Origin of the sequence: Streptomyces changchenzhani (assembly GCF_039766235.1) — a bacterium.
GTDB lineage: Bacteria > Actinomycetota > Actinomycetes > Streptomycetales > Streptomycetaceae > Streptomyces.
Map to the genome: position 1 here is coordinate 127,541 of NZ_JBDHNH010000004.1, position 16,657 is coordinate 144,197.

Here is a 16,657-nt window from a genome sequence, read left to right on the forward strand (position 1 = left end):
TCCCTTCGACGGTGGAGGGCGGAGACGGGTGGTGCGGTTGGGTGGCGGTTCGATTCGGTGCACCCGGGGCGGCCGTCGGCTCGACAACCACCCCGGGCAGTCCTGTTGGGGTCAGGCGTCGAGTCGTACGACCCGAACGGCGCCCGCCGGAACGGCGAGCTGTCCGGCGGCACGCTCACCGCTGAGCAGTTCGGTGCCCGGCGCGTCCAGCGGCACCTTCGCGGGGTGCGCGGTGTGGTTGATGGCGAAGAGGTAGGTGCCGCCGTCGCCGGTGCGGCGCACCACCTCGACGTCGCAGGGCAGTTCGGCGCGGGGCGCGACACCGGCGTCCTCACAGGCGGCGTCGAGGATCGTGGCCAGGGCGACCGGGTCCAGCCGGGAGGAGACGTACCAGGCGGTGCCCCGGCCCAGCCGGTGCCGGGTGACGGCGGGGCCGCCCGCGGCCGGCCCGTCGGCGTACGACCAGACGGTCTCCGCCCCGCGCGGCACCACAAACTCGGTCCACACGTCACCGGTGAGCGACGACCCTCCCGGGCCGCTGATCCGTACGCTCTCGCCCTCACCCAGCGGTGACCACTCCTCGACGGTCAGGCCGAGCACTTCGCGCAGGGCGCCCGGGTGCGCGCCGGGGTGCACGGCGTCGTGCTCGTCGACGATCCCGGAGAAGTAGGAGACAACGAGGGTGCCGCCGTTCTCGACATAGCGGCGCAGATGACAAGTGTCTGGAACGTTTCTCTACTGTGAACGCTCACAGACGCATGAACAGATGCGTGGTCGGTCTCCGTGTCGGAACGGAGGCCCCTTCGGTCAGGGAGAAGCCCTCATGTCCCACACGCTCCACCGCCGCCTCGCGGTCACCGCAACAGCCGTCGCCCTGGGCGCGACCGCGCTCACCGCCTGCGGATCGTCCGGCGACGACAGCGCCGGATCCGGCCCCGTCTCGCTCAACTACTGGGCCTGGGCGCCCGGCATGGACAAGGTGGCGGACCTCTGGAACAAGCAGAACCCGGACATCAGGGTGACGGTGCAGAAGCAGGCGTCCGGCGACGACCTGGTCACCAAAATCATCACGGCGGCCAAGGCGCACAAGGCCCCCGACCTGGTCCAGGCCGAGTATCAGGCGCTGCCCACCCTCGTCAGCAATGACGCGCTCGCCGACATATCCGAGGAGGTCGGCGACGCCGAGAAGAAGTTTGCCCCCGGCGTCTGTCAGCAGACCACCCTCGGCACCGACGCCGTCTACGCGGTGCCGTAGGACTCCGGGCCGATGATGTTCTTCTACCGGGCCGACCTCTTCAAGGAGTACGGCCTGACGCCCCCGGCCACCTGGGACGAGTTCGCCGACACGGCCCCCGCGCTGAAGAAGAAGGCCCCCGACAAGTCGCTGACGACCTTCTCCTCCAACGACTCCGGTCTCTTCGCGGGGCTGGCCCAGCAGGCCGGCGCCAAGTGGTGGACCGTCGAGGGCGAGAAGTGGAAGGTCGGCATCGACGACGCGGCCACCAGGAAGGTCACCGACTTCTGGGGCGACCTGGTCGACTCGGGCGCCGTCGACAACCAGCCGATGTACACGCCCGCCTGGAACAAGGCGCTGAACACCGGCAAGCAGATTGCCTGGGTGAGCGCCGTCTGGGCGCCCGGCACCCTGACCACCGCCGCCCCCGCGACCAAGGGCAAGTGGGCCATGGCGCCGCTTCCGCAGTGGTCGAAGGGCGGTAAGTCCACCGGCAGTTGGGGCGGCTCCACCACCGCAGTCACCACCGACTCGAAGCACAAGGCGGCTGCGGCGAAGTTCGCGACCTGGCTCAACACCGACCTCAAGGCGCTGGCCGCATTGGTCAAGGAGGGTGGCATCTACCCGGCCGCCACCGCCGCCCAGACCAGTGGCGCACTGGCCGAGGCCCCCGACTACTTCGCCAATCAGCCGGACTTCTACACCCTCGCCGCCGAGATCTCCAAGACCACGGCTCCCGCCGCCTGGGGCCCCAATGTGAACGTCGCGTACTCGGCGTTCAAGGACCGCTTCGGCAAGGCTGCCAAGGCCAAGGCCAGGTCGGGTTTCGGCGCGGCCCTCACCGGAATGCAGGACGCCACCGTCGCCGACCTGAAGAAGCAGGGCTTCGAGGTCGCCCCGTGAGCAGGACCCACAGAACGGCGAGCGGCCGGGGCCGGGGGACGACGTACCGGGTCAAGGCCGCCCCGTACGGCTTCCTCGCGCCGGCCGCCGTTCTCTTCGCGCTCTTCTTCGCCCTGCCCGTCGGATACGCGCTCTGGCTCAGCCTCCACAAGGTCGAGGTGAAGGGCCTCGGGCTCGGCAAGGGGGCCCGTTCCGAGGTCTGGGCCGGTCTGGAGAACTACACCGCCGCCCTCACCGACACCGAGCTTGGCCACGGCGCCCTGCGCATCCTCGGCTACGGCGCGATCGTCGTCCCCGTCATGCTCGGCCTCGCGCTGCTGTTCGCGCTGCTCCTGGACACCGAGCGGGTCCGCGCGCGCGCCTTCTCCCGGCTCGCGATCTTCCTTCCGTACGCCATCCCCGGCGTCATCGCGGCCCTGCTGTGGGGCTTCCTCTACCTGCCGGACGTCAGCCCCTTCCTCCAGGTCCTCGACCGGCTGGGGCTGCCCCACCCCGACCTCCTCGACGGCGGACCGCTCTTCCTGTCCCTGGCGAACATCGCCGTCTGGGGCGGCACCGGCTTCAACATGATCGTCATCTACACCTCGCTGCGGTCCATCCCGGCCGAGGTCATCGAGGCGGCGAAGCTCGACGGCGCCACACCGCTGCAGATCGCCCTGCGCGTCAAGATCCCCATGGTGGCGCCCTCCCTGGTGCTGACCTTCTTCTTCTCGGTCATCGCGACCCTCCAGGTCTTCAGCGAACCGACCACCCTCAAGCCCCTGACCAACGGCATCTCCACCACGTGGAGCCCCTTGATGAAGGTCTACAACGACGCCTTCGTGAGCGGGAACGCGTACGGGGCCTCCGCCACCGCCGTGCTCCTCGCCGCAGCCACCTTCGTCCTGTCCTTCACCCTGCTGAAGGTGTTCAACTCCCGCGGTACGCAAGGAGGAAAGCGATGAGCACGCTCACCACCCCCGCGTCGTCGCGGCGGCGCCCACCGGCCGCGGGCACCACACCGGGCACCGCCCAGGGGCCGCCGCGTCCCCGCCGGACCGCCCTGCTGCCCACCGCGGCCCTGGTGCTCGGCGCGGTCTACTGTCTGCTGCCGGTGGCCTGGGTGCTGGTGGCATCCACGAAGTCCGGCACGGAGCTGTTCTCCACCTTCACCTTCCTGCCCGGCAGCGGTTTCACCGACAACGTCGCGGACCTCGGCGCCTACCGCGACGGCATCTACTGGCAGTGGATGGCCAACTCCCTGCTCTACGCGGGCGTGGGCGCGATCCTGTCCACGGTGGTGTCGGCATTCGCCGGTTACGCGCTGGCCCTCTACCGGTTCCGGGGCCGGGAAACCGTCTTCCATGTGATCCTCGCGGGCGTCCTCGTGCCGCCCGTCATCCTCGCCATTCCGTAGTATCTGCTGATGGCGCAGGCAGATATGACGGACACTCACCTGTCCGTGCTGCTGCCGCTGATCCTCTCCCCGTACGGCGTCTACCTCGGCCGTATCTACGCCGACGCCGCCGTCCCCACCGAACTGGTCGAAGCCGGCCGGATGGACGGCGCCGGCGAGTGGCGGATCTTCCTGCGGATCGCCGTCCCGATGATGTCCCCGGGCCTCGTGACGATCTTCCTGTTCCAGTTCGTGGCGATCTGGAACAACTTCCTGCTGCCGTACATCATGCTCGGCGACGACACGAAGTTCCCCATGACCGTCGGCCTGTTCACGCTGCTCGCCCAGGGCTCAAACACCCCGGCCCTCTACACCCTGGTGATCACCGGCGCCCTCCTCGCGATCGTGCCGCTGATCGCCCTGTTCCTCGTCATCCAACGGTTCTGGAGCCTCGATCTGCTCTCCGGGGCCGTAAAGTCCTGAACGCAGAAACACGAGGGGACAGATCATGAACCGCGGAACGGACGGCAAGCGTCGGTCGGTGACGATCCACGACGTGGCCCGCGAGGCGGGCGTCTCGCGCGGCACCGTCTCACGCGTGCTCAACGGCGGGCACTACGTCAGCCCGCAGTCGAAGACGGCCGTAGACGCCGCGATCCGCCGGACGGGCTATATCGTCAACCGGCACGCCCGCTCGCTGATCACCGGGAAGTCCGACTCGGTGGCGTTCCTGCTGACCGAGCCGCAGGAGCGGTTCTTCGAAGACCCCAACTTCAATGTGCTGCTGAGGGCCTGCACCCAGGCCCTCGCCGCCCAGGACATCCCGCTGCTGCTCATGATCGCGGGCACGGAGGCCGAACGCCGGCGCAATCTGCGCTACATCGAGGCCGGCCATGTCGACGGAGTGCTCCTGGTCTCCAGCCACTCCGGGGACCCCGTGGGCAGCGAACTGGACGCGGCCGGCGTCCCCGTGGTCGCCTGCGGCAAACCCCTCGGGCGCAGTGCGAAGGTCGGCTATGTCGCGGCCGACGACCGGGACGGGGCCCGGACGATAGTCCGCTACCTGTACGAGTCCGGGCGCCGCCGGATCGCCACGGTGACCGGCCCGCCGGACACCCCCGGCGGCGTCGAGCGCCTGGAGGGCTACCGCGACGTACTGGCCGAATGCGGCCTGCCCGTCGACGAATCACTGATCGTGCCCGGCGACTACAGCAGGGCGAGCGGTGAGACGGCGGCCGAGCTGCTGCTTGAACGGGCCCCGGATGTCGACGCCGTCTTCGTGGCGTCGGACCTGATGGCGCAGGGGGTCCTCGACACCCTGGGGCGGGCCGGCCGGCGGGTGCCCGAGGACGTGGCCGTGGGCGGCTTCGACGACTCACCGGCCGCACTGTCGGCACGCCCTCAGCTCACCACGATCCGTCAGCCCTGGGACCGGATCAGCACCGAGATGGTACGGACACTGCTCGCCCGGATCGCGGGGGAGCAGCCGTCCGCGGTGATCCTCCCCACCGAACTGGTGCGGCGCGGCTCGGCCTGACTCAGCGCGGGGCGCGTCCCCGGATCCCGCCCTGTGTTGCGGGTTGCGCCATTCGGGGTGAACCTGAAGGCGTCCGTATGTGATCTCCCGGCTACTTTCTGTTCGTCCGGGGTGTCCGGTCGGGCGTGGAAAGTAGGCCAGGGGTCACCGCACACACCAGGAGCTTTCGTCGTGAGCACTCAGGCGGATCGTGAGTACACGCTGGACATGGAGGCCGTATCGGCCCGAGTTCCCCAGGCCCGCAGGATCGTCGCCGCACACCTGCGCCACTGGGGGCTCGAAACCCTCATCCAGCCCGTCAGCCTCGGCGTGTGCGAACTGCTCACCAACGTCCAGCGGCACGCGGCCGGCGACAAGCGGTGCACGCTCGAACTGCGCTGGACCGGCCGGAGTCTGACCACCGCCGTGCTGGACCAGGACCGGCGCCTCCCGCAGCTGCGCACTGATCAGCCGGAGGCGGCCCGGGCCCGGGGGCGGGGTCTGGCCATGGTGGCGAGTCTCAGCGACAGTTGGGGGACCCACCGGACGCCCGAGGGCAAGGTTGTCTGGTTCACCCTCCGGACCGAGATCGCCGCCGGTCTGCCGCTCGATGGGCTCGTCGTCCTGCCCACCGACACGGTCGCGGCGCGGCCGCAGGGGCAGGCCGCCGGGACCGAACCGGCGGCCTGGGCACCGGCCCCGGTCCTGATTTCGACCGAGGCGCTCGCCGTCCGGTGAAGCGTCGTAACGTCGCCTGGCCCTGATCGAGAGGCGTGCCGACGGGGGCGACCCCGTCGGCTCCGTCCCCGCCCGCTTCGCCCCGGTCCCTTGCCTTGGCCTTCTTCCAGCCGGTGAGGAAGGGGACGGTAGCGGTGTTGTCGAGGATGGTGCGGTGCGGGAAGAGGCCCACCTGCTGGATGACGTAACCGATGCGGCGACGTAGCTTCACGGGGGTCCACGCCCGCGATGTCCTCGCCGTCCATGAGGATCCGGCCCGAGGTCGGCTCGATCAGCCGGTTCACCATCATCATGGTGGTCGTCTTGCCGCAGCCCGAGGGGCCGACGAGCGTGACCAGCTCGCCCTCCGCCACCTGGAAGGACAGGTCGTGCAGGCGGCAGTGCCGTCCGGGTAGACCTTGTTGACCTGCTCGAACCGGATCATGTACGCCACGCTAGAAGCGCCGGAGTCTTCTCGCACACGGGCCGCGACTGTACGAGTGTGCTGAACTATTCAGGAGTGATCAAAAAGGGAGCAGACTTGAGTAGTTATCGCCAGCCCGGGACCGTCCTCACCGACCACAGGTTCTCCGTGCCACTCGACCACGCGAACCCCTCGGGGGAGCGCATCGAGTTGTTCGCGCGCGAGGTCGTGGCGAGCTCCCAGGCCGAAGCGAACCTGCCGTGGCTGGTCTACCTGGAGGGCGGCCCCGGCTTCGGCGCCCGGCGTTTCGTCGGGCAGCAGGCCTGGCTGGGAAGGGCCCTCCAGGAGTTCCGGGTCCTGCTCGTCGACCAGCGCGGCACCGGGCGCTCCACCCCCGCCAACCGGCAGACCCTGCCACTGCGCGGCGGACCGCGCGAACAGGCCGACTACCTCGCGCACTTCCGCGCCGACGCGATCGTCCGGGACTGCGAGACCATCCGCCCCCGGCTGACCGGCGACGCGCCCTGGACCGTACTGGGCCAGAGCTTCGGCGGCTTCTGCGCCGTCCACTACCTCAGCGCCGCCCCCGAAGGGCTGAGTACGGTCCTCATCACCGGCGGCCTGCCCTCGCTGCACGCATGCGTGGAGGACGTCTACCGCGCCGCGTTCGCCCGTATCGAGCGCAAGAACGCGGCCCACTACGCGCGCTACCCCCAGGACATTGAGCGGGCCGCCCGGATCGCCGCCCACCTGGCCGAGCACAGGGCGGTGCTGCCCGGCGGCTACACACTCACCCCCGAGGCGTTCCAGTCGCTCGGTATCCTGCTCGGCTCCGGCGACGGCAGCCACCGCCTGCACTACCTCCTGGAGGACGCCTTCCTCCGCACCCCGCAGGGGCCCGCGCCCAGTGACGCCTTCCTGGAAGCGGTGCAGGCCGAACTGTCCTACGCGGGCCACCCGCTGTACGCCGTCCTGCACGAGGCGATCTACGCGCAGGGCGTGCACCCCACCGCCTGGGGCGCCGAGCGGGTCCGCGCCGAGTTCCCGCAGTTCGACGCCGCCGCATCGCTCGCCGGGAACAGGCCCGTGCTCTTCAGCGGGGAGAGCATCCACCCCTGGCACTTCGACTGCGACCCCGCGCTGCGCCCGCTGCGTGACACCGCCGGGCTGCTCGCCGACCGCACCGACTGGCCCGCCCTGTACGACGCGGACCGCCTCGCCGCCAACGAGGTGCCGGTGGCCGCCGCGATTTACCACGACGACATGTACGTCGACACCGAGCACGCACTGGCCACGGCCCGCAGCATCAAGGGGCTGCGCACCTGGGTCACCGACGAGTACGAGCACGACGGGCTGCGCGCGAGCGGACCGCGGGTCCTCGACCGGCTGCTCGCCCTCGCCCGCGGCGACGGGTGACGGGCGGCAGGCAGCGTGGCTGACAGCGGCCGGAATGGGTCATTCGTCACCCACCCACCTTCGAGGTCTTCAACCGCTGAGCCCCGACCCGTACTCTGACGCAACGTCAGATCTCAGATGGCTGAGAGGGGTACGGGGACGATGATCGACACGATCGGCACGGAGGTCGCCGATGGCGAGGAGCGGATACGCCTCGACATCGAGGACGGCATCGGCACCCTCACCCTCTGCCGCCCGGCGAAGCTCAACGCCTGGAGCTGGGAGTCCACCCGCCAGCTCGGGCTGATGGCGGACCGGATCCGCTTCGACCCCGAGGTGCGTGTGGTGCTGCTGCGGGCCGAAGGACGGGCCTTCTGCGCGGGCATCGACTTCACCGCGCCGGGCGGTGCGATCACCGGCCGCTCGACGGCCGAGCGGACCCGCAACTATCACGAGGGCCTGCGCTGGGCCCACGAGAGGTTCGCCGCCTTCGCCCGTCTCCCACAGCCCGTCGTAGCCGCCGTCCAGGGCTACTGCCTGGGCTTCGGCTTCGAGCTGGCCCTGATGGCCGATCTGCGCATCGCCGCGGACGACGCCGTCTGCGCACTGCCCGAGGCGCAGCTCGGGGTCGCGGTCGACGCGGGCGGCGATCTGCGGATCGCGCGTGACGCGGGCGCGGGCTGGGCCAAGCTCCTGGCGCTGACCGGGCGCCGTATCGACGCGGCGACGGCCGAACGCCTGGGGCTGCTCCAATCCGTGGTCCCCGTGGACGAGCTGGAGAAGGCGGCGCGCGGGGTGGCGGCGGAGATCGCGGCGAACGCGCCGCTCGCCGTCCAGGGCATCAAGCGCTCCATCGACGCGTACGCCGACGCGGCGATGGCGGGCGCGTTGGAGCGCACGGCGATGACGGCGGCCCTCACCCTCGCCTCCGAGGACGCGAGCGAGGGGTACGGGGCGAAGGCGGCCCGCCGGAAGCCGGTCTTCGAGGGCAAGTAGGGGCGGGCGCCCCGCCTGCCCTGCCCCGCCGGGCGGCGCCCCCGCCTACCCCGCCCCGTCCCCGAACGCCCCCCGCCCCAGTTGCTCGCGTACGGTCGTCACCGGTGGGCTCACCAGTGCGCGCCGCTGCCAGTTCGCACCGTCGACGACCAGCGTGTGGCCGGTGATGAACCGCGCGTACGGGGAGGCGAGGAAGGTCGCGGCCCAGCCCACCTCGCGCGGCAGCCCCACCCTGAGCGCGGGCTGCCGGCCGGCCTTCTCCCGCTGCCGGTCGAGGTGGCCGCGGATGTCGTCGGTCATGTCCTCGTGCGGGACGAGCCCCGGCACCAGGCCGTTGACCTGGATGCCGTACGGGCCCCACTCCACGGCCAGCGTCTCGACGAGGCTCTTCACGCCGGCCTTGGCGGCGGCGCTGTGCGCGAAGCCGGGGCCGCCCGTCCAGGCGTACGACGCGCCGATGTTGACGACGGAACCGGGCGTCCCGGCCGACAGATGGCGGCGGGCGAACTCACGCGTCATGAACCAGGTGCCGGTGAGGGTGATGTCCACGACCGCCCGCCACGCGTTGGGCGACATGTCTTCGGCCGGTACGGGGAAGTTTGCCGCCGCGTTGTTCACGAGGACGTCCGGCAGCCCCGACGCCGCCGTGGCCGCGTCGAAGACCTCGGCGATCCGCTCCGGGTCCCGGATGTCGCACTGCGCGGTCATGACCCGGCCGCAGCCGATGGCCGCCAGCTCGTCCTGAGCGGCCTTCAGATGCTCGGCCTTGCGGCTCGCGATCACCAGACTGGCCCCGAGCCGCGCGAACTCCGCCGCGATGGCCTTGCCCAGACCGGTCCCACCGCCCGTGACCAGGACCGTGCTGCCGTCGTACGTACCGGGGGGCAGCGCGCTCGCGCCCGCCGGCGGCGGACCCGGCAGCCCGGCGGGCCGCGCGTGCGTCTTCGCTGGCTCTGTCATGGCCGTATCGATACCGCTATCCGGCCGAAAGTTGAATGCATCTGCCGAATCGTCCGCAATCGCCGCGCGCGCCATTGACAGTCTGTCAGGCGCCTGATGGATTCTGTGAAGTTGTGATGCGCGAATGACCACGGTGCTCAATGGGAACCCTGGAGGACGTGTGATGCTCCGACGGCGCCGACTCGCCACGCTCGCCACCGCTCTTGCCCTCGTACTCGGTGTTCCGGCGGTCTCGGCGGTCGCCGATCCACCGGACGGCAACGTCCGAAGATCCACCTCAGTCATCACCCCGACCCCGCAGGACCGCGAAGCACGCACCGACCGGGCCACCGTCACCGCCACGGTGACGCTCGTCGCCGGCGCGAAGGCCGACGCCGGCGCCCTGGCCGTGGCCCAGAAGGCCCTGCGCGACGCAGGGGCCACCAAGGTCGTACGCGGCGCGCTCCCCGTCCAGGACAGGCTCACCGTCTACGTGGGCGGCCCCGCCGAGACCCCGCAGAGCGCGGCGGCACTGACCGCCCTCGGTATCGCAGGGCCCACCGCACTGCCCGCCGAGGGATATGTCCTGGGCATCGGCGACCGCGCGATGGTGCTCGCGGGCAAGGACGCCACCGGCACGTACTACGCGGCCCAGTCGCTGCGTCAGGTGCTGCCCGAGAGCAGCCAGTCCGGCTCCAGGGTCGACGGCATCGAGGTCCGCGACTGGCCGACCACCCCGATCCGCGGGGTCATCGAAGGGTTCTACGGCATCCCGTGGACCCACGCGGCCCGACTCGACCAGCTCGACTTCTACGGCGAGCACAAGATGAACATCTTCGTGTACTCGCCCAAGGACGACCCGTATCTGCGCGAGCAGTGGCGCGAGCCCTACCCCGAGGCGCAGCTCGCGAAGATCCGCCAGCTCGTCGACCGCTCCCGCGCACGCCATGTGGAGTTCACCTACGCGCTCTCGCCGGGACTCTCCGCCTGCTACAGCTCAGAGGCCGACATCAAGGCGCTCACCGACAAGTTCCAGACGGTCTGGGCCCTCGGCGCGCGGACCTTCGTCGTGCCGCTGGACGACATCAACCACACCACCTGGAACTGTCAGGCGGACCGTGACAAGTGGGGAACGGGAGCGGCCGCCGCCGGCGCCGCCCAGTCGTACTTCCTGAACCGGGTGAACGGGGACTTCATCGCCACCCACCCGGGCGCCAAGCCCCTCCAAATGGTGCCGACGGAGTACGCCAGCATCAACGCGTCGCCCTACAAGCAGGCGATCGCCGCACAGCTCGACCCGGACATCGTCGTCGAGTGGACCGGCGTCGGCGTCATCGCGCCGGTGATCACCGTGGCGCAGGCGAGGACCGCCCGTCGGGTCTTCGCGCACCCGATCCTGCTCTGGGACAACTACCCGGTGAACGACTACGTCACCAACCGGCTGCTCCTCGGCCCGTACAACGGCCGCGAGAAGGGGATGCCCGCGGAGCTGGGCGCCGGCATCACCGCCAACCCGATGAACCAGGCGTACGCCTCCAAGATCCCGCTGATCACCGTCGCCGACTACAGCTGGAACGACGCGGCGTACGACCCGCGCCGGTCCTGGCTGACCGCCATCGACGAGTACGCGGGCGGGGACGCGCGGACCGTGGCTGCCCTGCGGGTCTTCTCGGACGTCAACTACAGCTCCCGGATCCAGTCCCAGCAGGCCCCCGAGCTGGCCGCCGAGATCGCGCGGTTCTGGCAGTCGGGGAACGAGGTCCCGCTCGACGGCGCCCTGGCGAACCTCCAGCGGTCCCCGGACATGCTGCGTGAGCGCCTCCCCGAGCAGGAGTTCATCAACGACAGCGGTCCCTGGCTCGACTCCGCCGAGGCCTGGGGCGTCGCGACGCGCGCCGCGCTGAAACTGGTCGAGGAGGCCCGCGACGGTAAGGGCGAGGAGGCATGGAAGCTGCGACAGCGGCTGCCCGCCCTCGTCGCGAAGGCGAAGTCCTACGTCTACGTCGACCTCGAAGGGGACAGGATCCCGGTGACGGTCGGCGAGGGTGTGCTCGACAAGTTCGTCGAGGACGCGGCGGCCGAGCACGACCGGCTGCTCGGGGCGACCGGCCGGATCAAGGGCCTCACCAATCTGCCCGTCTACCAGGGCAACGGCATCGACCGGATGCTCGACGGCAGCGACACGACGTTCTTCTGGAGCAGCCGCGCCGTGGCCGTCGGCGACCATGTCACGGTCGACCTGCGCAAGGAGCGCGAGATCGGCGACATCCGCCTCGCGATGGCCAAGCCGGGCAACGTCAACGACTATCTGCGCCAGGGAGTGCTTGAGTATTCGTCGGACGGCACCAACTGGCAGCAGCTGACTGCCGTCACGGCCACGCCGGACGTCACCGTGACGGCCCCGGCGGGCACCAAGGCCCGCTATGTACGGGCGAGGGCCACTGCGCGCCAGACCAACTGGCTGGTCGTGCGCGAATTCAGTGTCAAGACCCGGGACTCGGCCGTGAGCGGCGGCCCGCCCGCCGTCACCGGCAGCAGCCTGCGCGCCGCGGCCGACGGTGACGTCGGAAGCGTCTACCGGGCGGCGCGCAAGCCGCAGTCGGGCGAGGCGCTCCAGGTGAATCTAGCCGGGGCCCGGACGGCGAAGTCCGTCGTCGTGCTCCAGCCGGAGGGCGCCGCCGCCGCACGGGCCGCCGTCCAGGTGCGCGCGGCGAACGGCACCTGGCGCACGGTGGGGCAGCTGGTGCGTGGCTACCAGGAGATCAAGGTGAGCAACGCGGCCTTCTCCGCGGTACGTCTGCTCTGGCGCGACGGCACGACCGCCCCGCGGATCGCGGAGGTGGTCGTCCGCTGACCTGGCCTTCAGCGACCGTGGCCACCGGGCGGACCGCCCGGTGGCCACGGTCGTTTCCGGGCCCGCCCGGCCGGCCGGGATTGACAAACCTCGTTGCCGATCCTGCAATGTCCGCATGGGTAAGAACATGGGCACCGGCACGGGGCGCGACGAGAGCGATGACGAGCTGGACGACGTACTGAACGGGGTGGGTCCACGGCTCCGCGAACTCCGCAAGGACCGCGGGTCCACGCTGGCCGCGCTCGCCGAGGCGACCGGGATCTCGGTGAGCACCCTGTCCCGGCTGGAGTCGGGTGGTCGGCGGCCGAGCCTCGAACTGCTGCTGCCGATCGCCCGCGCGCACCAGGTGCCGCTGGACGAGCTGGTCGGCGCGCCCCCGGTGGGTGACCCGCGGGTGCGGGCGAAGAAGCCCATCGAGCGGCACGGTCAGACCTTCTTCCCGCTCACCCAGCAGCCCGGCGGCCTGCAGGCCTTCAAGGTGGTGGCCAGGCAGATGCGGATCGATCCGGAGCCGCGTACCCACGAGGGTTATGAGTGGCTGTACGTCCTGTCGGGCAGGCTGCGTCTGGTGCTCGGGCCGCACGATCTGGAGATCGGGCCCGGGGAAGCGGCGGAGTTCGACACCCGGGTTCCGCACTGGTTCGGGCCCGCGACCGAGGCACCCGTGGAGTTTCTGAGCCTCTTCGGGCCGCAGGGGGAGCGCATGCACGTACGGGCCAAGCCGACCCAGGGCTGAGAAGAGGGCTGAGAAGGGGCGACCGGGAGTGGGTGCGGGCTGATGGCCGCGAAACTGTTCCCCTGGCGACAAGCGACCGCTTAGTATGCTCCGAGCGTGGTACTGCCTACGGTGTTGTGGAGGATCTCGGATGCGGGCATGGCGAGTGCACGAGAACGGCGAGCCCGGCAAGGTGATGCGGCTCGAAGAGGTCGCGAAGCCGGTGCCCGGCGAGGGGCAGCTCCTGCTCAGGGTCCTTGCCGCGAACATCAACTTCCCCGACGCCCTGCTCTGCCGCGGCCAGTACCAGGTACGGCCGCCGCTGCCCTTCACCCCGGGCGTCGAGGTCTGCGGCGAGTCCGAGGACGGTCGTCGCCTCATCGCGACCCCTGCGCTGCCGCACGGCGGATTCGCCGAGTACGTCACCGTGGACGCGGCCACCGTGCTGCCCGCCCCCGACTCGCTGGACGACGCCGAGGCCGCGGCCCTGCACATCGGCTATCAGACGGGTTGGTTCGGCCTGCACCGCAGGGCGCACCTCCAGGCGGGGGAGACCCTGCTGGTGCACGCGGCGGCGGGCGGCGTCGGCAGCGCCGCCGTGCAGCTCGGCAAGGCGGCGGGCGCCACCGTCATCGGAGTCGTCGGCGGCCCGGACAAGACCCGCATCGCCCGCGAGCTCGGCTGCGACCTGGTCATCGACCGGCGCGGCGATGACATCGTCGCCAAGGTCAAGGAGGCCACCGGCGGTCGCGGCGCGGACGTCGTCTACGACCCGGTCGGCGGCGACGCGTACGCCAAGTCCGTCAAGTGCGTCGCCTTCGAGGGCCGGATCGTGATCGTCGGATTCGCGAGCGGTGAGATCCCCTCGCCCGGCCTCAACCACGCCCTCGTCAAGAACTACTCGATCGTCGGCCTGCACTGGGGCCTGTACAACGCGAAGGACCCGGCCGCGATCCTCGCCTGCCACCAGGAGCTGACCAGGCTGGCCGCCGAGGGTGCGATCAAGCCGCTCGTCAGTGAGCACGTCGCGATGAAGCACGCCGCGGACGCCGTCCAGCGCGTCGCGGACGGCACGACCACCGGACGCGTGGTCGTCATACCCGATGTGGCACCCGACGCCGCGCCCACCGTCGTAACCAACGGAGAGAGCCGATGACCGACGACGCCGAAGTGCGCGTCCTCGCGCGGGAGTTGCTGGCGGCCAATCCGCCCGCGACCACAGCGCCCACGGACTTCCTCAAGGCCCGCTTCGACGCCGGACTGGCCTGGGTGCACTACCCCGTCGGTCTCGGCGGGCTCGACGCGCCGCGCTCCCTGCAGGCCGTCGTCGACGAGGAACTGACTGCCGCCGACGCGCCCGACAACGACCCGCGGCGCATCGGCATCGGTCTCGGCATGGCCGCGCCGACCATCCTGCGCTTCGGCACCGACGAGCAGAAGCGCAGCCTGCTGCGACCGCTGTGGGTCGGCGAAGAGGTCTGGTGCCAGCTGTTCAGCGAGCCGGGCGCCGGCTCGGACCTGGCCGCGCTCGGCACCCGCGCGGTGCGCGACGGCGACGATTGGGTGGTGAACGGGCAGAAGGTCTGGACGTCCAGCGCCCATGTGGCCCGCTGGGCGATCCTCATCGCCCGCACCGACCCGGACCTGCCCAAGCACCAGGGCATCACGTACTTCGTCTGCGACATGACCGACCCGGGCGTCGAGGTGCGACCGCTGCGCCAGATCACCGGCGAGGCCGAGTTCAACGAGGTCTTCCTCACCGATGTGCGCATCCCCGACAGCCGGAGGCTCGGCGCGGTCGGCGAGGGCTGGAAGGTCGCGCAGACCACCCTCATGAACGAGCGCGTCTCGATCGGCGGCTCCCGCACCCCACGCGAGGGCGGCATGATCGGCCCCATCGCACGGACCTGGCGCGAGCGGCCCGAACTGCGCACCCACGACCTGCACCAGCGGCTGCTCGACCTGTGGATCGACGCCGAGGTAGCCCGCCTCGCGGGCGAGCGGCTGCGCCAGCAGCTGGTGGCGGGACAGCCGGGCCCGGAGGGCTCGGGCATGAAGCTCGCCTTCGCCCGGCTCAACCAGGAGATCAGCGGCCTGGAGGTCGAACTGCGCGGCGAGGAAGGTCTGTTGTACGACGACTGGACCATGCGCAGGCCCGAGCTTGTCGACTTCACCGGGCGTGACGCCGGATACCGCTACCTGCGGTCCAAGGGCAACAGCATCGAAGGCGGTACGAGCGAGGTGCTCCTCAACATCGTCGCCGAGCGCGTCCTCGGGCTGCCCTCCGAGCCGCGCAGCGACAAGGACATCGCCTGGAAGGATCTCGCCCGATGACGGAGCCGACGACACAGACCACGGGCACGGCGGCCCCGGCCGACCTGCTGTACTCCGAGGCGGAGGACGACCTGCGGGCGGCCGTACGGTCCCTGCTCGCCGACCGCTGCGACGCCCCGACCGTGCTGACCCGCGCCGAGTCGGACACTCCGTACGACCCGCAGCTGTGGGTCTCCCTCACCGCGGAGATGGGCCTGGCCGGGCTGCTCGTGCCCGAGAAGCTGGGCGGCCAGGGCGCCACGCACCGCGAGGCCGCGGTCGTGCTGGAGGAGCTGGGGCGCAGTGTCGCCCCGGCCCCGTACCTCACCAGCGCCGTCGTCGCCGCCGAGACGCTGCTGGCCTGCGACACGCGGGACGGGGCGGTGGCCGAGCTGCTCGCCCCGCTCGCCGACGGCCGGGCCGTCGTTGTGCTCGTCGCGCCGCTGGCCGCGTCACCGGACACCGCGCTGTCCGGTGCGGTACGGGCCGACGCCGACGGGGCGCTGAGCGGGCGCGTCACCGGCGTCGCTGACGCGGCCGCCGCCACCGTGCTGCTCGTGCCGGCCCAGGACGGTCTCTACGCGGTGGAGGCCGGTGCGGCCGGGGTCACCGTCGCGTCCCTGACGCCGCTCGACCTGACCCGCCCGCTCGCCACCGTCACCTTCGACGGGGCACGCGGCAAGCGGCTCGCGGAATCGGCCGCCGAGCCGGTGCGGCGCGGGCTGCTCGCCGGGGCCGGACTGCTCGCCTCCGAGCAACTGGGTCTCGCCGAATGGTGCCTGGAGGAGGTCGTGCGCTACACCCGCGACCGTAAGCAGTTCAACCGGCCCGTCGGCTCCTTCCAGTCGCTCAAGCACCGCATGGCGCAGCTGTGGCTGGAGGTCGTCTCGGCGCGGGCCGCCGCCCGCAACGCGGCCGACGCCCTGGCCACCGGAAGCGCCGATGTACGGCTCGCGGTGGCCGTCGCGCAGGTCTACTGCTCCCGGGTCGCGGTGCACGCGGCCGAGGAGTGCGTACAGCTGCACGGCGGCATCGGGATGACCTGGGAGCACCCAGCGCACCTGTACCTCAAGCGCGCCAAGTCCGACTCGATCGCGCTGGGCGCACCTGGCCGGCACAAGGAAACCCTGGCGGAACTGATGGATCTGCGCGCACCGTAAGGGAGTTCGGGCACGGGGGCGGGGCGGGGTCCGTGGGGATCCCGCCCCGCCCGTTACTCCCCCTTCCGAGTACTACCCTCAGGCCCACTGCACCCTTTACATGCTGTTTAATTGCG

11 protein-coding genes and 4 pseudogenes are annotated in these 16,657 nt (G+C 71.0%); 12 read left to right on the forward strand and 3 right to left on the reverse strand.

Translation table 11 applies throughout. The features are described from left to right. Positions 1 to 111: 111 nt before the first annotated feature. Positions 112 to 714 (reverse strand): annotated as a pseudogene (locus ABCR94_RS14875) (beta-galactosidase); the annotation flags it as partial. Positions 715 to 823: 109 nt separating this feature from the next. On the opposite strand from ABCR94_RS14875, the pseudogene ABCR94_RS14880 reads away from it, so the two are divergent. The 5 genes and pseudogenes from ABCR94_RS14880 to ABCR94_RS14900 all read left to right on the forward strand — a co-directional run bounded on the left by ABCR94_RS14880 (position 824) and on the right by ABCR94_RS14900 (position 5,766). Continuing rightward, positions 824 to 2,137, forward strand: a pseudogene (locus tag ABCR94_RS14880) (ABC transporter substrate-binding protein). After that, a complete protein-coding gene (locus tag ABCR94_RS14885) occupies positions 2,134 to 3,081 on the forward strand; it encodes a carbohydrate ABC transporter permease (protein ID WP_347119761.1) in 948 nt (315 codons plus the stop codon). The pseudogene ABCR94_RS14880 and the gene ABCR94_RS14885 overlap by 4 nt, the downstream one beginning before the upstream one ends. Continuing rightward, positions 3,078 to 3,995, forward strand: a pseudogene (locus tag ABCR94_RS14890) (carbohydrate ABC transporter permease). Before ABCR94_RS14885 ends, ABCR94_RS14890 begins: the two are co-directional and overlap by 4 nt. Positions 3,996 to 4,020: 25 nt before the next feature. Then, a complete protein-coding gene (locus ABCR94_RS14895) occupies positions 4,021 to 5,049 on the forward strand; it encodes a LacI family DNA-binding transcriptional regulator (RefSeq protein ID WP_347119762.1) in 1,029 nt (342 codons plus the stop codon). Between the two features lie 171 nt (positions 5,050 to 5,220). After that, entirely contained in the window at positions 5,221 to 5,766 is a 546-nt protein-coding gene (locus tag ABCR94_RS14900) for an ATP-binding protein (protein ID WP_347119763.1), read from the forward strand. Positions 5,767 to 5,848: 82 nt separating this feature from the next. On the opposite strand, the pseudogene ABCR94_RS14905 reads toward ABCR94_RS14900, so the two are convergent. After that, positions 5,849 to 6,190, reverse strand: a pseudogene (locus tag ABCR94_RS14905) (ATP-binding cassette domain-containing protein); the annotation flags it as partial. Positions 6,191 to 6,286: 96 nt separating this feature from the next. Here ABCR94_RS14905 and ABCR94_RS14910 point away from each other — a divergent pair. Together ABCR94_RS14910 and ABCR94_RS14915 are read left to right on the forward strand one after the other, a co-directional pair. After that, positions 6,287 to 7,585, forward strand: coding sequence for an alpha/beta fold hydrolase (locus ABCR94_RS14910; protein ID WP_347119764.1), 1,299 nt, complete (start codon positions 6,287 to 6,289; stop codon positions 7,583 to 7,585). Between the two features lie 141 nt (positions 7,586 to 7,726). Continuing rightward, positions 7,727 to 8,560, forward strand: a complete 834-nt coding sequence (locus tag ABCR94_RS14915) for an enoyl-CoA hydratase/isomerase family protein (RefSeq protein ID WP_347119765.1) — start codon at positions 7,727 to 7,729, stop codon at positions 8,558 to 8,560. A gap of 45 nt (positions 8,561 to 8,605) precedes the next feature. Here the strand turns inward: ABCR94_RS14915 and ABCR94_RS14920 are convergent, their stop codons facing one another. After that, positions 8,606 to 9,520 (reverse strand): SDR family oxidoreductase, encoded by a 915-nt coding sequence (locus tag ABCR94_RS14920; RefSeq protein WP_347119766.1) that lies wholly within the window; start codon positions 9,518 to 9,520, stop codon positions 8,606 to 8,608. Between the two features lie 163 nt (positions 9,521 to 9,683). Between ABCR94_RS14920 and ABCR94_RS14925 the strand changes: the two genes are divergently transcribed. The 5 genes from ABCR94_RS14925 (at position 9,684) to ABCR94_RS14945 (ending at position 16,541) form a co-directional block, all read left to right on the forward strand. Beyond that, a complete protein-coding gene (locus ABCR94_RS14925; protein WP_347119768.1) occupies positions 9,684 to 12,353 on the forward strand; it encodes a glycoside hydrolase family 84 protein in 2,670 nt (889 codons plus the stop codon). A gap of 115 nt (positions 12,354 to 12,468) precedes the next feature. Beyond that, positions 12,469 to 13,089, forward strand: coding sequence for a helix-turn-helix domain-containing protein (locus ABCR94_RS14930; protein ID WP_347119770.1), 621 nt, complete (start codon positions 12,469 to 12,471; stop codon positions 13,087 to 13,089). Positions 13,090 to 13,219: 130 nt separating this feature from the next. Further along, positions 13,220 to 14,224 carry an NADPH:quinone oxidoreductase family protein gene (locus ABCR94_RS14935; protein WP_347119772.1) on the forward strand — a complete coding sequence of 335 codons (1,005 nt, stop codon included), beginning with the start codon at positions 13,220 to 13,222 and terminating at the stop codon, positions 14,222 to 14,224. Continuing rightward, complete coding sequence (locus tag ABCR94_RS14940) at positions 14,221 to 15,402, forward strand: acyl-CoA dehydrogenase family protein (RefSeq protein ID WP_347119773.1); 1,182 nt, start codon at positions 14,221 to 14,223, stop codon at positions 15,400 to 15,402. The genes ABCR94_RS14935 and ABCR94_RS14940 overlap by 4 nt, the downstream gene beginning before the upstream one ends. Continuing rightward, complete coding sequence (locus ABCR94_RS14945; RefSeq protein WP_347119774.1) at positions 15,399 to 16,541, forward strand: acyl-CoA dehydrogenase family protein; 1,143 nt, start codon at positions 15,399 to 15,401, stop codon at positions 16,539 to 16,541. Before ABCR94_RS14940 ends, ABCR94_RS14945 begins: the two co-directional genes overlap by 4 nt. The last annotated feature ends 116 nt before the right edge of the window (positions 16,542 to 16,657 follow it).

Coding starts and splice junctions, on each gene's coding strand:
- ABCR94_RS14915 (WP_347119765.1), top strand. CDS start 7,727: ATGATCGACACGATCGGCACGGAGGTCGCCGATGGCGAGGAGCGGATA.
- ABCR94_RS14895 (WP_347119762.1), top strand. CDS start 4,021: ATGAACCGCGGAACGGACGGCAAGCGTCGGTCGGTGACGATCCACGAC.
- ABCR94_RS14940 (WP_347119773.1), top strand. CDS start 14,221: ATGACCGACGACGCCGAAGTGCGCGTCCTCGCGCGGGAGTTGCTGGCG.
- ABCR94_RS14935 (WP_347119772.1), top strand. CDS start 13,220: ATGCGGGCATGGCGAGTGCACGAGAACGGCGAGCCCGGCAAGGTGATG.
- ABCR94_RS14945 (WP_347119774.1), top strand. CDS start 15,399: ATGACGGAGCCGACGACACAGACCACGGGCACGGCGGCCCCGGCCGAC.
- ABCR94_RS14920 (WP_347119766.1), bottom strand. CDS start 9,520: ATGACAGAGCCAGCGAAGACGCACGCGCGGCCCGCCGGGCTGCCGGGT.
- ABCR94_RS14930 (WP_347119770.1), top strand. CDS start 12,469: ATGGGTAAGAACATGGGCACCGGCACGGGGCGCGACGAGAGCGATGAC.
- ABCR94_RS14925 (WP_347119768.1), top strand. CDS start 9,684: ATGCTCCGACGGCGCCGACTCGCCACGCTCGCCACCGCTCTTGCCCTC.